This window comes from Aquimarina sp. AU474 (genome assembly GCF_900312815.1).
Lineage (GTDB): Bacteria > Bacteroidota > Bacteroidia > Flavobacteriales > Flavobacteriaceae > Aquimarina.
The window spans coordinates 38318-57882 of record NZ_OMPE01000006.1; the positions used below are offsets into that span (position 1 = coordinate 38318).

15 protein-coding genes and 2 tRNA genes are annotated in these 19565 nt (G+C 33.1%); 5 read left to right on the forward strand and 12 right to left on the reverse strand.

The genetic code is table 11. From position 1 onward, the window contains the following. Window positions 1-96 precede the first annotated feature (96 nt). A complete protein-coding gene (locus tag DK508_RS04860) occupies window positions 97-1626 on the reverse strand; it encodes a GH3 auxin-responsive promoter family protein (RefSeq protein WP_109299624.1) in 1530 nt (509 codons plus the stop codon). Window positions 1627-1747: 121 nt separating this feature from the next. Here DK508_RS04860 and DK508_RS04865 point away from each other — a divergent pair, with 121 nt between their 5' ends. Then, window positions 1748-2542: a DUF2797 domain-containing protein gene (locus DK508_RS04865; RefSeq protein WP_109299625.1), complete on the forward strand. Its 795-nt coding sequence runs from the start codon at window positions 1748-1750 to the stop codon at window positions 2540-2542. Here the strand turns inward: DK508_RS04865 and DK508_RS04870 are convergent. The 8 genes from DK508_RS04870 to DK508_RS04905 all read right to left on the reverse strand — a co-directional run bounded on the left by DK508_RS04870 (window position 2539) and on the right by DK508_RS04905 (window position 12567). Beyond that, window positions 2539-3996: an aspartate aminotransferase family protein gene (locus DK508_RS04870; protein ID WP_109299626.1), complete on the reverse strand. Its 1458-nt coding sequence runs from the start codon at window positions 3994-3996 to the stop codon at window positions 2539-2541. The two genes, DK508_RS04865 and DK508_RS04870, sit on opposite strands and share 4 nt — an antisense overlap. Before the next feature lie 103 nt (window positions 3997-4099). Continuing rightward, window positions 4100-4738: a LysE family transporter gene (locus DK508_RS04875; protein WP_109299627.1), complete on the reverse strand. Its 639-nt coding sequence runs from the start codon at window positions 4736-4738 to the stop codon at window positions 4100-4102. A gap of 126 nt (window positions 4739-4864) precedes the next feature. Beyond that, the gene (locus DK508_RS04880; RefSeq protein WP_109299628.1) at window positions 4865-5308 is read right to left on the reverse strand and encodes a hypothetical protein; all 444 of its coding nucleotides are present in this window, start codon (window positions 5306-5308) and stop codon (window positions 4865-4867) included. A 71-nt stretch (window positions 5309-5379) separates the two neighbouring features. Beyond that, window positions 5380-6657, reverse strand: a complete 1278-nt coding sequence (locus tag DK508_RS04885) for a hypothetical protein (protein WP_109299629.1) — start codon at window positions 6655-6657, stop codon at window positions 5380-5382. A 515-nt stretch (window positions 6658-7172) separates the two neighbouring features. Next, window positions 7173-7610, reverse strand: coding sequence for a hypothetical protein (locus DK508_RS04890; RefSeq protein WP_109299630.1), 438 nt, complete (start codon window positions 7608-7610; stop codon window positions 7173-7175). A gap of 43 nt (window positions 7611-7653) precedes the next feature. Then, window positions 7654-8922 carry a hypothetical protein gene (locus DK508_RS04895; RefSeq protein ID WP_160114565.1) on the reverse strand — a complete coding sequence of 423 codons (1269 nt, stop codon included), beginning with the start codon at window positions 8920-8922 and terminating at the stop codon, window positions 7654-7656. 207 nt (window positions 8923-9129) lie between these two features. Further along, window positions 9130-11763: an AsmA-like C-terminal region-containing protein gene (locus tag DK508_RS04900; protein ID WP_109299632.1), complete on the reverse strand. Its 2634-nt coding sequence runs from the start codon at window positions 11761-11763 to the stop codon at window positions 9130-9132. A gap of 96 nt (window positions 11764-11859) precedes the next feature. Next, window positions 11860-12567, reverse strand: coding sequence for a queuosine precursor transporter (locus DK508_RS04905; RefSeq protein WP_235016292.1), 708 nt, complete (start codon window positions 12565-12567; stop codon window positions 11860-11862). Window positions 12568-12675: 108 nt separating this feature from the next. On the opposite strand from DK508_RS04905, the gene folK reads away from it, so the two are divergent. Beyond that, complete coding sequence (gene folK / locus DK508_RS04910) at window positions 12676-13800, forward strand: 2-amino-4-hydroxy-6-hydroxymethyldihydropteridine diphosphokinase (RefSeq protein WP_109299634.1); 1125 nt, start codon at window positions 12676-12678, stop codon at window positions 13798-13800. Window positions 13801-13839: 39 nt separating this feature from the next. On the opposite strand, the gene DK508_RS04915 is transcribed toward folK, so the two are convergent. Together DK508_RS04915 and DK508_RS04920 are read right to left on the reverse strand one after the other, a co-directional pair. Next, a complete protein-coding gene (locus DK508_RS04915) occupies window positions 13840-15144 on the reverse strand; it encodes a dipeptidase (RefSeq protein ID WP_109299635.1) in 1305 nt (434 codons plus the stop codon). Window positions 15145-15155: 11 nt separating this feature from the next. After that, on the reverse strand, window positions 15156-15698 hold the full coding sequence (locus DK508_RS04920; protein ID WP_109299636.1) for an RNA methyltransferase: 543 nt from the start codon (window positions 15696-15698) through the stop codon (window positions 15156-15158). 135 nt (window positions 15699-15833) lie between these two features. On the opposite strand from DK508_RS04920, the gene mutS reads away from it, so the two are divergent. The 3 genes from mutS to DK508_RS04935 all read left to right on the forward strand — a co-directional run bounded on the left by mutS (window position 15834) and on the right by DK508_RS04935 (window position 18729). Then, window positions 15834-18461, forward strand: coding sequence for a DNA mismatch repair protein MutS (mutS, locus tag DK508_RS04925; RefSeq protein WP_109299637.1), 2628 nt, complete (start codon window positions 15834-15836; stop codon window positions 18459-18461). 95 nt (window positions 18462-18556) lie between these two features. After that, window positions 18557-18628 (forward strand) — tRNA-Gly (locus DK508_RS04930). 16 nt (window positions 18629-18644) lie between these two features. Next, window positions 18645-18729, forward strand: a tRNA-Leu gene (locus DK508_RS04935). 229 nt (window positions 18730-18958) lie between these two features. Here the strand turns inward: DK508_RS04935 and DK508_RS04940 are convergent. Beyond that, window positions 18959-19393, reverse strand: a complete 435-nt coding sequence (locus DK508_RS04940; protein ID WP_109299638.1) for a hypothetical protein — start codon at window positions 19391-19393, stop codon at window positions 18959-18961. Window positions 19394-19565 lie beyond the last annotated feature (172 nt).

The following is a 19565-nucleotide window of genomic DNA, read 5'->3' on the forward strand; positions in this document are numbered from 1 at the left end:
ATACTTATTTTACGGTTTAACCATAATTTTGATCATATTCCCGACCATACTTTGATCAAAAAAGGTCAATTTCTTTAAACGATTGTAACTGAGTGTTTAAGTGAAGGAGTTTACACTATTTAATTCTAATAATTCATCAATATACGTTCTCTTATTCGAAAGTCTAGGTATTTTATGTTGTCCGCCAAGTTTGTCGTTCTTTTTTAACCAGTCATAAAACAAACCTTTTCTCGCTTCTTGTATTTCGAGTAAGTTTAGTGTAGTGTTATTGTATCGTTTGGCTTCGTAATCACTATTTACCTGTTGTAGATTTTGATCCAAAAGGTATCTAAATTGATCAATATCCTTTGGTGGTTTGTTAAATTCGATAATCCACTCATGAGCACCTTTTTCTTTTCCTACCATAAAAATAGGGGCAACGGTGTATTCTACGATTTCACTATTGGTACTTTTGGTGGTTTTTCTCAAAGCCTCTTCTGCATTTTCAATAATTAATTCTTCGCCAAATACATTAATGTGATGTTTAGTTCTGCCAGATACCTTAATTCTATAAGGATTGATAGATGTAAAACGTACAGTATCTCCTATTTGATATCTCCATAATCCAGCATTGGTGGTAATAATAACAGCATAATTTTTTCCCACTTCTACTTCACTTAGTGGTATCACTTTTTCATTTTTAGAACCATAACTATCCATTGGGATGAACTCATAAAATATACCATAATCTAACATTAATAAAAGCTCAGAAGAGTCATTATGATCTTGTATAGCAAAGAAACCTTCAGAAGCATTGTATATTTCATAATACTTAAAAGAACCTTTGGGCAAAATTTTGTTGTATTGATCCTTGTAAGGTTCAAAACTAACTCCTCCATGAAAATATACTTCTAGGTTATTCCAGATTTCAAAAAGGTTTTCATTACCGGTGGCTTCGAGTACTTCGTTAAGCAAAACGAGCATCCACGAGGGTACACCAGCTAGACTTGTTACATTTTCTTGAATAGTTTCATTAACAATAGCCTTCATTTTAAATTCCCAATCACTCATTAAAGAGACTTCGCTACTGGGTGTAGAGCTAAAATCTGCCCAAAAAGGCATGTTGTCTATAATTATTGCTGATAAATCCCCAAAAGAAGTGCCGTTTTCTTTATAAAGTTCTTTACTGCCTCCTAAGCGTAGGCTTTTTCCTGTAAAGAGTTTTGCATTTTCATTATTATTAAGATACATGCATAAAAGATCCTTGCCAGCAGCAAAATGACAATTCTCAAGAGATTCTTGACTTACTGGGATAAATTTACTCTTGGCACTAGTTGTTCCACTAGATTTGGCAAACCATTTAATAGGAGTAGGCCAAAATATGTTGTGTTCGCCAAGACGACTTCTTTCGATCATAGATTCATAATCTTCATAGGATCGAATAGGAACACGTTCTTTAAATGTTTCGTAATTGTATATAGAAGAGAAATCGTACGTTTTCCCAATTTCGGTATTTTTTGCTGATTCCAATAGCACATGTAATAATTCAAGCTGGACTTCATTAGGATACTTTAAGAAAAGTTCCATTTGATGAAATCGTTTTTTTAAGAACCAGCTGGCAATAGAATTAACTAATGGGATTGGCATTTTTTGATGTATATTTATGCGAAAATTGTGGTTTATTTGTGTTCAGATTGTTGTGATCTGAAAACTAAAATAGTAAAAATAATAACATTCTTCCCAGAACCTTAATTTATAATACAACTTTATGCAATATCAAGGGGTGCTTACCAAGATGCAAACAGAAATAGGGAGTCCTATTCAATATTACCTAGTTTTTGAATCTGATTTTATTCATATCAATCAGTTATTAGATAAAAAAGTGAGTATAGCTTTCGTAGGTTATCAATGTCTTGCTTGTGGTAAGAATAAGAAGATATTTAGACAAGGGTATTGTTATGACGATTTTTATAATCAACCTCAAGTGGGGGATTGGGTAATGCGACCTGAGCTAAGTACAGCGCATTTAGGTGTTGAGGATAGAGATCTTGAGTTTGAAAAAAAAGCACAACTTCAGCCTCATATAGTGTATTTGGCTAATTCGAGTAATGTTAAGGTAGGAGTTACCCGTAAATCACAAGTGCCAACACGTTGGATAGATCAAGGAGCTCATGAAGCTATTGAGATTGTTGAAGTGCCAAATAGATATTTGGCAGGAATTACTGAAGTGGCATTAAAAGATCAGGTGGCAGATAAAACAAATTGGCGTACCATGTTAAAAAATGAAATTGTGGATGAAGATCTCGTAGCGTTTAAAGATAAGATGAAAAGTTTTATTCCTGGTGAGGTTAAAGAGTACTTTATTGAAAATGGAAAAGAAACCAAATTAGATTTTCCTGTGCTTAGATATCCTGATAAATTGAAAAGTCTTAACCTTGAAAAAACACCTGAATATGCAGGTGTTTTAAAAGGGATTAAGGGTCAATATCTTATTTTTGAAGACAATACTGTTTTTAATGTGCGAAACAATGAAGGATATGTGGTGCGATTAACTATTAATTAATTTTGTTCGTTAATTATTGCTAACTCTTCTTTACCGTAAACTTCACATTGTTCTAGTGTGTTAGTGATGTCTTCAAGAGTAGTTCTTGGGTTAATAAGGCACATTCTAAGTACAACTTGACCTTGTAAAACAGTAGTGACTAATAATGCTTCTCTAGAATCTGTTATTTTTTTAGAAATGCTTTGATTTACTCGATCGAGTTCTTCTTCAGAGAGATTTTGTTGTATAGGATTATATCTAAAATTGATGATGGCCAATGTTGCCGGAGAAGTAATTTCCCATAGTACACTTTTTCTTAAAAGAGCTTCAGTTTGTTCTGCCAGGTCGATATTGTAAGTTATGGCCTTTTTAAAAGAATCTAATCCAAAGGTCTTTAATGACATGTAAAATTTTAAGGCACGAAAACGCCTAGTTAATTGGATGCCGTGATCATAAAAATTAATTTCAGATTGATTGCCTTCTATGTCTCTAAGGTATTCTGGTTTTTCGGTAAAAGTACTGCTTAACCATTCATGATTTTTAACCAACAAACATCCCATTTCATAAGGTTGAAAAAACCATTTATGAGGATCTACAGTTAACGAATCAGCACGTTCTATACCTTTTAAAAGTTGTTTCCCATTTTCTGATAATATAGCAGCTCCACCATAAGCACCATCTATATGAAACCATAAATTTTCGGCCTTACATATATTGGCCATATCCTCAAGAGGATCTACAGTTCCGGTATTGGTAGTTCCCGCAGATGCTATAATACAAAAGGGTTGTAATCCTTCCAAACGATCTCTTGCAATTATGTTTTTTAATTTATTTAAGGATATTTTAAATTCGATATCTGTTGGGATAATGCGAATTTGTTCTTTTTTAAATCCAATAACTTTAATAGCTTTTATATTTGATGAATGTGCTTGATCGGAAAGGTATATGGTGGCCTTAGAAAAATCACTTCCACATTTTATTCTTCGCGCCGTTACCAAAGCTGTTAAATTGGCCATAGAACCACCACTAGTAAATATACCACCTCCTTTTTTTGTGGGGAACCCAAAAATGTCTAATAACCAATTCATAGTTACGATCTCTAATTCGGCGGCGGCAGGAGATGCAGCCCAACCACCTGAAAATATATTGAATCCGGTAGCCAAAGTATCTGCCATTACACTAATGTAGTTACTGGGGCCAGGAACAAAAGAATAAGATTTTGGATGAGATACAATATTACTATGAGGTATGATTTGTTTCATAACAAAATCAAGAACATCATTAGCAGGCGAAGGCACGTTAGGAATATCTTCTGCAAGTAAAGAATCCATTTCTTCTCTTGTTGCTAATGCAACTGGCTTTTTATCTTTTTGAGTTTCGAAATGATCTACAATATGGTCAATTACTTGATAGCCATATTTTTTCATTTCGTCTTTTGATAATTTTAATTTAGAATTGAGGTCATTTTCAATCATGATCAAATGTTTTTTTATCACAACATGAACAAATGTAAGAGTATATACAGTGATTTACTTGTATAATCCAATAAAAAAATGGTACGTTGCTATTAACACTAAATTAATCTATGATGAATTTTATGCCTTGAAAAAAAGATATTGTAATTAAAGCGATACCAATGATTCTATGAAGTTTTGTTTTTGAACCTTCTTGTTTTTGAGACATTTTGTTTCCCCATTTACCATAAAAGTAGAGTGTAGTGATTTTACCTAGATAGATGCCTAAGAAAAATAATGCGAGCGATGAAATAGGATTTTGAGCAGTTAATTCAAAAATATACTTGTTAGTGAGCGAAATAGCAATAATCCAATAAATAACTACGGGTGGGTTAAGTAATGCTAAAGAGAATCCAGTTAAAAATTTAGATTTGGGTAGTTTTGTTTTGTATTTGGATTTTGTCTTGGTGTTATTTTCTTTGGATTTGATTACCATAAAATAGATTCCAATAGAAAAAAATAAGGTGATAAAGGCAACTTGAATCCATCTATTCTCTTGAAAGAAATCGGATAACTCCATGCTACAGTGTAATGCAAAAAGTGCCAATAATACCTCGCCGATACCCGCCGCTAATGCTACGTATGAAGCTTTTTTGATATTTTCCTTGATAGAGGTGTTAATTACTGCCAAATTAACTGCACCTATGGGTACAGCTCCTATTATGGCAATTATGGTTCCGATAAAAAGATATAGTATAATCATGCCTCTTTAGTTGCATTTGGTCATGTAATCTTACAAAAGATACGATTTTAAAAAACAAAGAAGCGGCATTCGCCGCTTCCTACCCTAAGTAATATAATGATAATTTAAAAACACATTACTGATTTTTTAAAAACTTCCATTGACCCCTATTCGCATCTTTTTTATGATTTCTTCGAAATAGAGTATGGTCCAAATAATTTTTTCGGTATCTGCATAAGGGACTAATTCTTCAATCACCTCTTTAGTAGTTTCTAGATTTTTTTCGGTTGACTCTGTACCATTTTTCAAGATTTTGAGATGTCTTGAATCTTCCTTTATGCCTATGTCGCTTAATTTAACACCCGCTTCATTGGTTAAAGAAATAAATGGAAGTATAGTCATGATTTCTTCTACTCGATCGGTGTAAAGCTTAATAAGCTCTCCTTTTTTTAAGGTTTCTAGATCGCTAATGGTATGAAATCTGGTTATTTGTTTCTTCTGCGTAAAAAACACCGCGTCGTTTACTTTTTGAGCTATAGCGCTATGTGCAATTATAAAGAAGAAAAAACTAATGGATAATAATCTAAACATATGAATATTTAATAAAGTTGTATTTGACCCAATTCTAAGTTGTACTTAAAACTGGGTCAAATTTTAATCTACTACTGCATAACCATATAGTTATTCATAGATTGCTTTAATTTAAATTTGGGAGCAAGATTATTTTGGGGATCATCAAATAGATCTTTCACATCAATAAAATTTTTGGTGAATCTATTATATTTTAAAATATTTAAAGAACTTTTCTTAATCACTTGGTTTGAAACTTCGACACCTTCACTGTGGATATTAAAGAAACTATTATCCATCATAAACGCTTTTTGTATTAACGCCAATGAAGTATATGATTTATCAAATTTGACAACATCCGAAAAACCTGATATTTTTGATTTATGGATATAGGTCATTGCAGAGTTTGTGGTGTAAATTGCTGACCCAGTGTGTTGAAAATTGGTCTTATCGGATAGATTTACTAATGTTGCGTTGGTAATAGTAACATCTGTAATGTCATTTGGTTTTGTAAAACCTAAGCTTTTATTGTAACCATCAACCTCGATCGCATAAGAACCGGTAGGACTTGTGATATAAGGATGACGTACGGCTACTATGTTATTTAAGTTTCCTTTAAAACCTTCCGAAATATGGTAATCATCTTCATTGGCTTTAAAAGAAATTAGGTTTTGAATATTGTTTGTTCCTCCGTGAAAATTAAAAGAATCTTGTCCAGAGTGACTTATCATAATATTATCTATAATAGAAGATGAGCCGATGCTGTATAAAGAAAGTCCGTTAGATCCTTTTTTTCTTTTGGTAGTGTTACCAGAAAATTCAATTCGTACATATCTAAGGATGACAGTCTCTTCATTTAATTGATCTCCACCATATGATGAGAATTGAGGATTAAAGTTCCCTTCCATAATACCTGTTCCGGAGGCAGTGTTTGTTTTTCCTGATCCAGCAATAATGATACCACCCCAATCTCCGCTGTTACGTGATTTGGCAGCTTTATTAGAAGTAAAAACAATAGGATAAGATTTTGTTCCGGCAGCAATTAGTTTTGATCCTTTTGTGATAATAAGGTTTGCTGGGTTTTTATGATCACCTCTTATAATTGTACCTTCTTGAATCGTTAATGATGCGCCACTTGTTACATAAACATCGCCAGAGATTAAATACACAACATCATTTGTTAAGTATGTATTATTGGCAATAATATTTGGTAGTTTTTCTTCAGCAGTAGGGTAATCTGTTTTGTTCGGGGAGAAATTGGTCCATACTTTCGCCCATCTGTCGTCATTTTCATTAAAATCTTGTGCAATAATAGTTGAAGAAAAAAGGAGTAAAATTAAACCTGTAACCAATGAGCAATGTTTAAGCATAATAGTTTGTTTTGGGGTTAAAACTATTGGAGGAAATTTCTCTCCCTCAATTTTGGGATTACTAAGTTAACAGAGTTTTGTTAAAGTTGGTTACGTTTTTACCGTAAACTTTGTACGTTCGTCGTTATTTTAACTATAATTATGAAAACATTATGAGTATTATTCCTACTCTTGTTAAATTTAGTTTACTGATAATCAAAAAATTAAGAAATATTGGTGTATATCAGCTGGGTATTGTGTAATTCGACGAGCGTCGTTCATTTTTGTTAAAAAAAGGGTCTTTTCCCCTGAATATTATTATCTATAATGTCATTTTTGACAGCTAAATTTTTGATTTATTTTGAAAAAACTAACCTGTTAGTTGCCAATCGATTATAAAAGTTGCCTAAATGAACACTTAAATCATAGAAATTTACTTTGAAATCGATGCGATATTATATCCTAAAAAGAAATTAACAAAAAACCAACCTTTTTAAGGTTGGTTTTTAATATGTTGTAATAGTTGGTTGTGCTATTTAGAAATTCCCATTAGCTCCAATTCTTATCTTTTTTATAATTTCTTCAAAATATAAAATAGCCCAAACTATTTTTTCCGTATCTGCATAAGGAATAAACTCGGATATTATCTCGTTTGTACTTTCTGCGGTTTCAGTTGTCTCTTCGTGATATTTATCGAGAGATTTTAGGTGATCAGAACTTTCTTTAATACCGATATCCGATAAACTAACTCCTGCTTCATTGGTTAAAGCTAGATAAGGCAGGATTGTTGTTATTTCTTTTACTCGTTCTGTGTATAGTTGTATTAGTTCCCCTTTTTTTAATTCTTCTAGTTGATCAATAGTATGAAATTTACCAATCATAATATTTTGGTCAAAAAACACATTTTTTTTGGATTGTGCATGACTGTAAGCCGAGATAAAAATTAGAAAAAGGATACTACTTAATGTTTTCATTGTGTAAAAGTATTTATTAATATTCGATCATATATGCCAAAGACTAATGCGTAACAGTGTAACTCTTAGGGTCTTTGATCGAAAATTTAGGATGTTTTTTGTTAAGCGGATCTGTGAACAGATCTTTGACGCTTTTAAAATTATTAGTGTACATATTATACTTTAATAGTCGATCTGTTTGGATCTTAAACTCAAAGCTAAGCAATACTGGTGTATTATGTACATTAAAAATACTGTTTTCTAATAAAAAACACTTCTCTATATCATGATAAGATTGGTATGATTTATCAAATTGTATAATATTTGCGAAACCAGATATTTTTGATTCGGTAATTTCTAATCTAGCTAGATTTTTTGAAGAAATCGCTGCTACTGTATGTTGATAATTTTTTTGATCGGATAAATTAATTAGGGATGCGTTTCGGATATTAACATGAGATAAAGAACTTGGATTAACATACCCTTCCTTTTTATCATACCCATCAGTTTCGATAGCATAAGAACCGCTAACGTCGCTAATGTAAGGGTGTCTTATTGCCATAATATTGTTAAGCTCTGCTTTATATCCAAGGGTGAAATCAAAATCATCATCCTTGGCTTTGTAGGATATTAAATTATGCATGTCTACCGATCCCCCAAAGCATTCAAAAGAATCGTCTGCCGAATAGCTTATCATGATGTTATTTATAATTGATTTTTTACCTAAAGCATATAATGATAGACCATTTAGTTCTTTGGATTTATCAATTTTTTTTCCAGCAAATTCAATTCTTACAAATGACATTTCGGCTGTTGATTCGTTATTAAGATCACCGCCATAACTTGAGTATTGAGGTAAAAAATTCCCTTCCAGCACTTTTGAAGTCGAAGGGGAGTTAATTTTTCCTGAACCTGCAATAATAATTCCTCCCCAGTCTCCAGGTTTCCTAGATCTTGGAGCGCTGTTAGATGTAAAAATAATAGGAGATGTCTTGGTGCCATTTGCTATTAGTTTTGATCCTTTTGTTATTATTAAACTTGTAGGGTTTTCTTTATCGCATCTTATAATTGTACCTTCTTGAATGGTGAGTGTTGCGTCGTTGGCTACATACACATTTCCGGACATCAAATACACAACATCATTTCTTAAATAAGAATCTGTTTCGATAAGATTAGGGAGAATTTCTTCGGGTTCAGGGTAGTCCTGAAGGTTGGGTTCAAAACTTGTCCACCCATTAGTCCATTTCATATGGGGGTCGCTAATTTCGGTTTGTGAAAAAGAGAAAATGGAGAAACAACAACAAATAATTATTGGTAGTGTATTCAATTTCATAGCGGGGTTATTTTGGTTTGGAATTAAAATTAAAATTATACCATTATTTTACTGACAATTGTGACGTTATTAAATCGTTAACCTAATTTTAAGCAATATATTGCCTGTAGGATAATGGTTTTATCCACAAAAATTCCTTTGGGAGTTGAAAAGAATATCCAGTTCTAAAATGTGAAGAAAGTATTGTTAGTAAGTTTTTGGATGTGTTTAATTTTTAACCGAATCCTTTTTCTTTTTTCGCCCTAAAAATCCACCTAAAATGTTTTTAGCAGTATTTTTTAATGCATCATCATTAGTTGCCGAAGAATCTTTTTTCTTTGACCCTCCTAGAAGGTCCGTAAGCACCTTTGTACCTTCGCCTACAATCTTTTCTTTTGCCTTTTCTTTTTGCTTATTAACTATTTGCTGGGTAAGCTGTTTTACAGCTTGACCTGTATTTAAATTTACCTTAGGATTAGTGAAATTTCCTGAAATTCCTATAGGAAGTCCAACGGTCATACTATTGGCTTCTTTTTCATCAAGTTGAGATATTAAACTCCCTACCTCACTACCTAGATACTTAGCAGGAACATCAAGGGTAACATTGTAATTCATACTTTGATCAAAACTGTGATTTCCTCCGGCCGTTATTTTTATACCTTCTACATCAAACTCGAAAGGCTTAACATTAATTTTTCCATCATCAAAACTCAAATTGGTTTTGATATCCTTTAAATTTAATTTATCGAGTTCTACAAAATTAAGTTGACCATCTAATTTTGATAAAAGAGGAGTTTTAGTGGTAGATATTTGAGCATTTAAGATTTCGGCAAGGGCTTTTCCTTTTAATGAGGTTAATACTGGTGTAAGATCATCGTTTAATCTACCGTTAAGGTTTATTTGAGAAGTAAGATTTCCTGTTAGTGCACGTGCAATAGGAGCAAGACCTTTAATGAGCTCAAGATTATTGAAAGATTGAACGATATCAATTTTACTTAAATCTAAGGCCATATCAAATGTGGGGACTTCAGATTTTGTAGATACATTACCATTAAAAGCTAATCCACCATCGAATATATTTGAAGTAACATCTTGTAAGTAAGCAGTTTCATCTTTGATTTTTACTGTTCCCTTTGTGTTTTGAAGTGTTAGGTTATCGTAGATAACTTTTTTAGTATCAAAATTAAGAGTAGCATCTAGAAAAGAGGGTATCTTCATTACTTCATTTTCTTTCTGCCTAGAATCAGAAGTTTCTTCAGAGACATCTTCGGGAGTACCAGAATCGCTGACCATAAAATCACTTACTGCAAAAACACTGGATGTAACATTAAAGTTTCCTTTTAAATCTTGTTTAGAAAATAAAAACCCCATAAGATTGTCTATAGTTCCTGTAGCTCCAAGATCAGATTTGCCTGTACTGGCTTCCATTTTATCTAATGAAATAGTTTGAGGATTAAAACTTACGTTTGCTTCTTCAATTTTAACTTCATTTGGGAGATCCGCAGATGCGTATGTGAACTTAGATATACTAGCTGTTCCCGAGCTTTTTACATTTTGATATTGCTCTTTTTCCAAAGATTGCATGTCAAAATGTGTTCTTATATCGGCATTTACTATGCCATTGATTTTTTCCTCAAGCTCTAATGGGTAGGCTTGATTTAAATTTGCCAAATTTAGAGTTCCTTTCATCATCATGTCGACGATCATGTTTTTGGTTAGATTTTTTAAATACCCTTTGGCGGCAAAAGAATCTTCGTCTATCCTAAAAGTTAAGTTATCTATCTTAACAAAGGTATCATCAACTAATCCTGTTTCATTTTTTATTTGCGTGTCGATATTAATGTTTCTAACTCCTTTAGGGAGATCAGGGTATTTAAAGGATGCATTGTGAGATTGTATTTGTATATCCATGGTAGGGATATAGGTGTCATCAGATTTTCCTTTAACGATTCCATTAATCGAAAAATCTCCTGTGGTGGTTACTCCATCAAGGTTTTTTGCGTAGGTTTCTGGTATAACAGCAAGAAAATTTTTAAAATCAGAAGTTGGAGTCTTAAAACTTAAATCTACATCTATATGTTTTTCATTCAATTGAACAAATCCAGCAAACTCTAAAGGTAATCTATTGATAAGAGCCTTATTTTCTTTAAAAGAATATCGTTGGTTTTTAAGGTCTAATTCTATTTCTGCATCCAAGTGCAGTTTGTTGTTGTTTAAATATTTAGTGTCCTCTAAACTAAATGATACCTCGGTATTTGTTTTGGTGTCCAAAATCACCTTTTCGCCAGAAACAGATCCGTCACCTTGATGATTAAGATGTGTCATTTCTAAAACGGTTTTACTTACATCATCAATAAAAAAGATTTTACTATCATTAATTTCATAATGTTCTAGATCAAAAACAAAAGAACCACTGTCTTCTTCATCAGGTGCAGGTGCAGGTGTTACTTCGTTTTTATTCGTTTTGGTAATGTCAAAATTTGAATTACCCAGAGAATCTGTTTTAATGGCAATATGAGCTTCGTCAATAATTATTTTTTGAACATTTATGGCTTCCGATGCATCTTTGAACAATTCATTGATCGACATATTTAATGCTATTTTTTTAGAATAGGCAAGTGTGTCTCCTTCAAAAGGAGCGTAATTTATGACCGAAAGTTCATCTATAATGACCGAAGCTTTAGGGAAGCTTCTGACTAAGCTAATATCAATATCAGCAAAATCAACCTTTGCATTTACATGTTCATTAACCAGATAACGCACCTTATCTTTAATGGTTCCTTTAAATATAAAAGGTATCGAAATGATGCCGATAATGCAAAGTAAAAGGATAACACCAAGAATTTTTAGGGCCTTTTTCATGTGTTTATGTTGATTATGTTTTGTTAAAAAGTTTTATAAAGTAACGATTTGCAAAGGTACTATGTTGCTTTTTTTAAGTTAACTATTTGTTAGATTTTATATTTCAAGATTAATTTCTTCTCCTTGTTTCAGGTTAAATTTCTTACGAAAAGCATAAACTGCCAAGTATAAAATTGGCGTATCAAGTGCAGCTACTAGGATTTTAAACAAAAAACCATTTAGCAACAACAATCCAAATCTATCCCAGGAAATGATATCAGTAGAGCATAGTAATAAAAGTACTGTTGCAGTATCAATAAATTGAGAAGAAAATGTAGAGAAGTTATTTCGTAGCCATAGATGTTTTCCTTTGGTAACTCGCTTCCAGAAATGAAAAATTTGAATATCAATATATTGTGCAAATAGATAGGCTATCATAGAAGCAAAAACAGCAATAGCTGTGGCTCCAAAGACGCTTTTAAATACTTCATCATTTATAGGTGACCAAGAGGTGGCTGGAACGGCTGTAGCGACTGATACTATTAATAAAGAGAAAAATGAGGCAAAAATTCCTGCAGTAACTATTTGATTTGCCTTTCGTTTTCCGAAAATTTCACTGATAATATCTGTTATCAAAAAAGTTATTGGATATGGTAATATGCCAACAGAGATTTCAAAAGTGTAAATTCCGAAAAAATCCCAATGAAAAAATTTTTGAAAAATTAGATTAGATGCAACAAGAGAGGAGATAAACAAAGCCCCTAGGATAAGATAAATTCTGTACGCGGCTTGTTTGTCCTTAATGCTTAAGGTAGAATTGTTCAAAATAGAGTAGTTAATAATACTTCGCACAAAAATAAGGCGATGTGGTTTTGTTTTACTTAATTTGTTCTTAAAAATAAGAAGTTCTGTCCAGAATATAAACCTCTCGTATTGAAAACACCAAATCTCGTACATATTTCATTAGGTAGTAATATGGGAAATCGACTAGATTTTCTTCAAAAAGCTACTCAAAAAATTTATCAAACTATTGGAGGCATTAGGGCTATTTCTGGTGTGTATAAAACACCTTCTTGGGGGTTTGAAAGTGATGATTTTTACAATGCTTGTATTGCTATAGATACATTTTATTCCACTAGTGAAGTCTTAGGCTATTTACTGCAAATTGAGGTAGAGTTAGGAAGGAAAAGGGAAGGGGATGATGTCTATCAAGCAAGGACAATAGATTTGGATATAGTGCTTTCCTCTGAAGGAATAATTAATACTAAAAAACTTATTGTTCCTCATCCGTCTATGCAGGATAGAAAATTTGTTTTGGCACCTTTGGCTGAAATTGCGGAGAAAGAAAAGCATCCAGTGCTACAACAAACTATTAAAGAATTATTAGAAAGTGGTGAAGACGATTCGATAGTGTCATTAATCGATGAAAAGATTGTAAACCCTAAAGAGGGTTATGATCTGGCACGATTTCAGTATTTAACAATTGAAGGAAATATAGGCGCAGGAAAAACAAGTTTAGCACAACTAATTTCAAACGAGTTTAATGCTAAGCTTATTTTAGAACGTTTTGCTGATAATCCTTTTTTGCCAAAGTTTTATGAAAATATGGAGCGATATGCATTTCCTTTAGAAATGTCTTTTCTTGCCGATAGATATCAGAGATTGCAGGATGATATTGCTCAATTTGATCTTTTTACAGACTTTGTAGTAAGTGATTATGATGTGTTTAAGTCTTTAATTTTTGCACAAGTTACTTTACAAGAGGAAGAATTTGTATTGTATAAAAGAGTATTTGATTTAATGTACAGAAACCTTGCTAAACCGGGGCTATATATTTATTTATACCAAAATACTGAGCGCCTATTGAGAAATATTAAAAAAAGGGGAAGGGATTATGAGCAAAAAATTAAACCTGAATATCTCGATAATATTAATAAAGGCTACCTACAGTTTATGAAATCTCAACCCGCCCTTAATGTGAAAATAATAGATGTTTCTGATTTGGATTTTATTGCTAATCGATCTGATTTTGTTTCAATCTTGGAGCAGATTTGCTAGTAATTTGATTTTTTACACAACTTTGTCCGGTACTAGTTCTTAAGTTTTTTGTAATTCTTCAGCAATTTTTTGCACTTCATCAAGTACACGAAGTAGGTTGCCACTCCATAGTTGGGCAATCTGCTCTTCGGTATATCCACGTTTTACTAATTCTAAGGTTACGTTAAAAGTTTCTGAAGCATCGCTCCAGCCTTCAATTCCACCACCACCATCAAAATCTGAACTAATACCAACATGATCGATACCTATTTTGCCTACCATATAGTCAATGTGATTTACAAAATCTATTACATCTACAGCAGGGGGTAAATTATCCATTTTTTTAACTTTTGCTCTACGTATGGCTGCCATGGTGCCTAAAAAATCATAGTATTTTTCTTTTCCTTCGGCACTTAGTTTCATTACTTCTTCGCGCTCTAACCAAGTAACCCCCATCGAATCGGCTATTTGTTTTCCTATTTCAATTTCTTTTACAGAACGCTTTTCAAATTTTTCTGTGTTTAGGTATGATGTAAAGGCAACAGTTTGTACAACACCACCATTTTCTTTTAACCATTGTAATTGCTCATCATCTAGGTTTCGACTATGATCACAAAGTGCTCTGGCAGAAGAATGTGAAGCAATAATTGGAGCTTTGGTGAGTTCAATCATTTTACGCATAGATTCTTTGGATGGATGAGAAACATCGATCATTATTCCTTGTTTATTCATCTCTGCAATAACTTCTTTGCCTAGGTGGCTTAATCCATTATGCAGCCATTTTCCATCTGCTTCACCAGTATTAGAATCACATAACTGGCTATGGCCATTATGAGATAAGGACATGTATCTCGCTCCTAAATCATGAAATTTTTTCACATTACTAATATCTAAACCTACAGGGTATCCATTTTCTATTCCGATCATGGCAACTTTCTTACCCTTTTTATAAATTCGTCGAACATCATCAGAAGTTAACGCGAGTTCTATTTGGTTTGGAGCAATTTCTTTAGTGAGCTTATGGATAGCATCAAATTTAGACATAGCAATATCATAAGCTTTTGTATATCCAGCTTGATTTAGAGAATCTTGACCAGTATATACAATAAACCAAGCGACATCTAATCCACCTTTATTCATTTTGGGTAATGTGATTTGCGAATTCAAGTCCTGAGTATAATTGATAGAATCTGTGAAGTTTTTAATATTAATATCGCAGTGGGTGTCTAGAGTAATTATTTTATCATGAATTTCTTTTGCTTTGACAATGAGTTGATCTTCTAATAAGTTCTCTTTTTTTTGGCTTTCTTTCTTGCACGATATCATAAGAAATATAATTGCTACGAATAGTGAGATGTATTTCATGAGTGTGAATTTTATTTCACATTAAACTTACAAAACAAATCCCAAACCACCACCCCGGTGCTTACCGAAATGTTTAAAGAGTGTTTGCTGCCAAATTGAGGGATTTCTATAACCGCATCACTTTCAGAAACGACCTCTTGTTGCACGCCCTTTACTTCATTTCCAAATACAATAGCATAGGTTTGATTGCTTTCGGGTTTAAACGTATTCAACATTGTAGCATTTTCTGCTTGCTCAATAGATAAGATTTTAACTTTATCTGCTTGTAAGTTTTTGATTAGTTCCAGCGTGTTTTCTTTGTGTTCCCAATCTACAGTATCGGTTGCTCCTAGAGCTGTTTTTTGGATATCCTTGTGAGGAGGAGTGGCTGTAATGCCGCAGAGATATATTTTTTGTACCAAAAAGGCATCGGCGGTTCTAAAAACCGACCCAATATTATTTAAGCTTCGAATATTATCTAATATAATAATCAAAGGAGTTTTTGATGCTGCTTTAAATTGGGCTATCGTTTTTCGATCGAGCTCGCTGTTTTTAAGTTTTCTGTTTTTTTCCATTACTGCAAAAATATCATTTATTCATTTTATTAAAGAAATAAGATTGTGAATAAAATTGAATAACTCGTAGTGATGATATTTCAAAAAAAATAGGAGAATAGCTACTTTAGCTTCATTCATAAAATTAGATGTTGAATGGCAGGAAAGAATGGTAAAAAGGTAACTCCTTTAATGAAACAGTATAATGCAATTAAGGCAAAGTACCCAGATGCATTATTATTATTCAGGGTTGGGGATTTTTATGAGACTTTTGGATCAGATGCTATAAAGGCTGCGGCAATTTTGAATATTGTTTTGACCAAAAGAGGGAATGGTAGTGAGCAGGAAACGGCTTTAGCGGGTTTCCCTCATCATTCGTTAAATACCTATTTACCAAAATTGGTAAAGGCTGGGGAGCGTGTTGCCATATGTGATCAACTTGAAGATCCAAAGCAAACCAAAACAATTGTAAAAAGAGGAGTGACCGAATTGGTTACCCCAGGAGTAGCACTTAATGATGAGGTTTTACAGAGTAAAACCAATAATTTTTTATGCGCGGTGCATTATGGTAAAAAAGGTTTAGGGATTGCTTTTTTGGATGTGTCTACAGGAGAGTTTTTAACAGCTCAAGGAGATATCGCACATATGGATAAGTTAATGCAAAATTTCAATCCTAGTGAAGTATTGGTTACTAAACCAAAAAAACAAACATTTTATAATGATTTTGGGCAAAATTACCACGCCTTTTTCATGGAGGATTGGGCGTTTAAGACTGATTATGCACACGAAACGTTAAATGACCATTTTGGGACTAACTCTTTAAAAGGGTTTGGAGTAGATCATTTGAATGAAGGGATTATCGCAGCAGGTGTGATTTTACATTACCTTAGTGAAACCCAGCACCATAAATTGCAACATATAACAGCGATCCAGCGTATTGCCGAAGATCAGTATATCTGGATGGATAGGTTTACTATTCGTAATTTAGAATTATATCGTGCTAATGCAACAAATGCCGTTACACTTTTGGATGTGATTGATAAAACTATTTCTCCAATGGGTGGTCGAACATTAAAACGATGGTTGGCATTGCCATTAAAAAATATTTCTAATATTCAAAAACGTCATGAGGTAGTGCAGTATTTTTTGGATACTCCTGCATTACATCAAAAAATTCAACATCAAATTAAACAGATAGGGGATGTAGAGCGTTTGATTTCTAAAGTAGCTACTGGTAAAGTGGGACCGCGTGAAGTGATTCAACTTAAGAATTCTCTAGAGGCTATTGCTCCAATTAAACTACAAGCCTCTAATAGTGATAATGAAGCATTAAAAGTTATAGGAGAAACCCTGAACGATTGCGAATTACTTCGTGATAAAATTAAAGAAACCTTAAATGAAGAAGCTCCTGTAAATGTTTTAAAAGGAAATACAATCGCCAATGGGTATCTAGATGAACTTGATGAATTACGATCAATAGCATTTTCTGGTAAAGATTATCTGGATAAGATGCTTGAACGTGAAACCGAAAGCACTGGGATAACTTCACTTAAGATTGCTTCGAATAATGTTTTTGGATATTATATTGAAGTTAGAAATACGCATAAGGATAAAGTCCCCGATACTTGGATTAGGAAACAGACTCTAGTGAATGCAGAACGATATATTACAGAAGAACTTAAGGAATATGAAGCCAAAATATTAGGCGCAGAGGAAAAAATACTTGCGCTAGAACAGCAATTGTTTAATGATTTAGTGGTGTGGATGAATGAGTACATTAAACCTGTACAATTAAATGCCTCTTTAATTGGTAGATTAGATTGTTTATGCTCCTTTGCTCAATTAGCGCAGGATAATCAGTATGTTAGGCCTTTGATGGATGAATCATATGATCTAGAGATTAAAAATGGACGTCATCCAGTTATTGAGAAACAATTACCACCTGGAGAGCAATATATAGCAAATGATGTGCTCTTAGATAGAGATGTACAGCAAATCATAATGATCACCGGGCCTAATATGAGTGGTAAATCTGCTATATTAAGACAAACAGCCTTGATCGTACTCTTGGCTCAGATGGGTTGTTTTGTGCCTGCAGAAGAAGCCAGAATCGGTGTGGTGGATAAAATATTTACTCGTGTAGGTGCAAGTGATAATATTTCTATGGGAGAATCTACATTTATGGTAGAAATGAATGAAACAGCAAACATCCTTAATAATATTTCGGATCGTAGTTTAGTTCTGTTAGATGAAATAGGTCGAGGGACGAGTACTTATGATGGGATTTCTATTGCATGGGCTATTAGTGAATTTTTGCATGAACATCCTGCACGACCAAAAACATTGTTTGCAACGCATTATCATGAACTCAATGAAATGTGCGAAACTTTTGGTAGAATTAAAAACTACAATGTTGCTGTTAAGGAGTTGAAGAACAATGTGTTGTTTTTGCGTAAACTTATTCCTGGCGGTAGTGAGCATAGTTTTGGGATACATGTAGCAAAAATGGCCGGAATGCCACAACAAGTATTGCACAGAGCTAATAAAATGCTTAAGAAATTAGAAAAATCTCATAGTAGCGAAGAGCTTACCGATAAAATTAAAAACATACAGGAAGAGGATGAATTGCAACTTAGTTTCTTTAATCTCGATGATCCTTTATTAGAAGAAATTAAGGAAGAAATATTACATATTGATATAGATACGCTCACTCCTGTTGAGGCATTAATGAAACTAAATGAGATTAAACGTATGTTAACCAGGAAGAAAGCATCGCAGGTGTAATTTTTTTAATTCTTTTTTTAAAAAAGACTTTGGTATTTCTATAATTGTTTTAAATTTGCATCCGCAATAAGGAATTGCAACGTTCTTAAAATACTGCGAAAGTAGCTCAGGGGTAGAGCATCACCTTGCCAAGGTGAGGGTCGCGGGTTCAAATCCCGTCTTTCGCTCTGAGATACGCACCATGCTGAAGTGGTGGAATTGGTAGACACGTTGGACTTAAAATCCAATGGCCTGTAAGGCCGTGCGGGTTCAAGTCCCGCCTTCAGTACTAAACCCTCTTAATCTTAAGATTAAGAGGGTTTTTTGTTTTTTAATAACACATTTCTTTAATTTGTGACTAAGGGAAATTTTGATTATTGGGATTAGCCAAGATATTCCATATTCAAAATCCGTATACTAGGCCTTGAAGATTTTTTCTTCGAGGCTTTTGCGTATTGTATTGGCTATTTTCTTAAATATTATACGGGAAAGAAGGTGGTTAAAGAGGCAATGAGCTTCTATTTGTTCTTTACGGTAGGAACCAGACTTATAATCTCTATTTCTTGATCTAATAAAGTTGTATTTAATTCGGAGATATTCGTTAGATCCCTCAAATTATTTAATTCTGATTTTGTTTTTTTACTAATAAGACTTTGTAAATATTCCGAAACAGCAGGTTTTACAGTGTTAGTATTTACAGTTTCATTAGAAATCGTATCCACCTCTTTGGATCGATAACTGTTTACAGTAAAGCGATAAACTACATTTAAGGATATATCTTTTTGGTCAGAAGACTGGGCAGATAATTCGTATAGATAGAAAAGTGTGTCTTTTGGTGTAATGGGTATTATCTCCTGATTCATATCTGAAGAACGACTAGAACCTTGTTTTTCTTTGCAAGATACAAGTATCAAAATTGAAATAATAGACAGGAGTATAATTCTTCGTTTCATAAAGCAATGTTTCAAATGGGTACGTTGTAAAAGTAATAAATAGATGAATTAAATGTATAATTCCTTAAAAACGATAAAACTGGTTTTTTATCGAATAATGATCATTTAAATCAATCTATTTTTGTCTTGATGACTGTGTAGAGTTGTATTTTGATGTATTTCCCCGATAGTT

Bases quoted from the DNA above. Each gene is read 5' to 3' on its own strand.
- DK508_RS04900 (WP_109299632.1), bottom strand. From the start codon at position 11,763: ATGAAAAAGGCCCTAAAAATTCTTGGTGTTATCCTTTTACTTTGCATT.
- DK508_RS04920 (WP_109299636.1), bottom strand. From the start codon at position 15,698: ATGGAAAAAAACAGAAAACTTAAAAACAGCGAGCTCGATCGAAAAACG.
- DK508_RS04895 (WP_160114565.1), bottom strand. From the start codon at position 8,922: ATGAAATTGAATACACTACCAATAATTATTTGTTGTTGTTTCTCCATT.
- DK508_RS04940 (WP_109299638.1), bottom strand. From the start codon at position 19,393: ATGAAACGAAGAATTATACTCCTGTCTATTATTTCAATTTTGATACTT.
- DK508_RS04885 (WP_109299629.1), bottom strand. From the start codon at position 6,657: ATGCTTAAACATTGCTCATTGGTTACAGGTTTAATTTTACTCCTTTTT.
- DK508_RS04860 (WP_109299624.1), bottom strand. From the start codon at position 1,626: ATGCCAATCCCATTAGTTAATTCTATTGCCAGCTGGTTCTTAAAAAAA.
- DK508_RS04890 (WP_109299630.1), bottom strand. From the start codon at position 7,610: ATGAAAACATTAAGTAGTATCCTTTTTCTAATTTTTATCTCGGCTTAC.
- DK508_RS04870 (WP_109299626.1), bottom strand. From the start codon at position 3,996: ATGATTGAAAATGACCTCAATTCTAAATTAAAATTATCAAAAGACGAA.
- DK508_RS04880 (WP_109299628.1), bottom strand. From the start codon at position 5,308: ATGTTTAGATTATTATCCATTAGTTTTTTCTTCTTTATAATTGCACAT.
- DK508_RS04865 (WP_109299625.1), top strand. From the start codon at position 1,748: ATGCAATATCAAGGGGTGCTTACCAAGATGCAAACAGAAATAGGGAGT.
- mutS (WP_109299637.1), top strand. From the start codon at position 15,834: ATGGCAGGAAAGAATGGTAAAAAGGTAACTCCTTTAATGAAACAGTAT.
- DK508_RS04915 (WP_109299635.1), bottom strand. From the start codon at position 15,144: ATGAAATACATCTCACTATTCGTAGCAATTATATTTCTTATGATATCG.
- DK508_RS04875 (WP_109299627.1), bottom strand. From the start codon at position 4,738: ATGATTATACTATATCTTTTTATCGGAACCATAATTGCCATAATAGGA.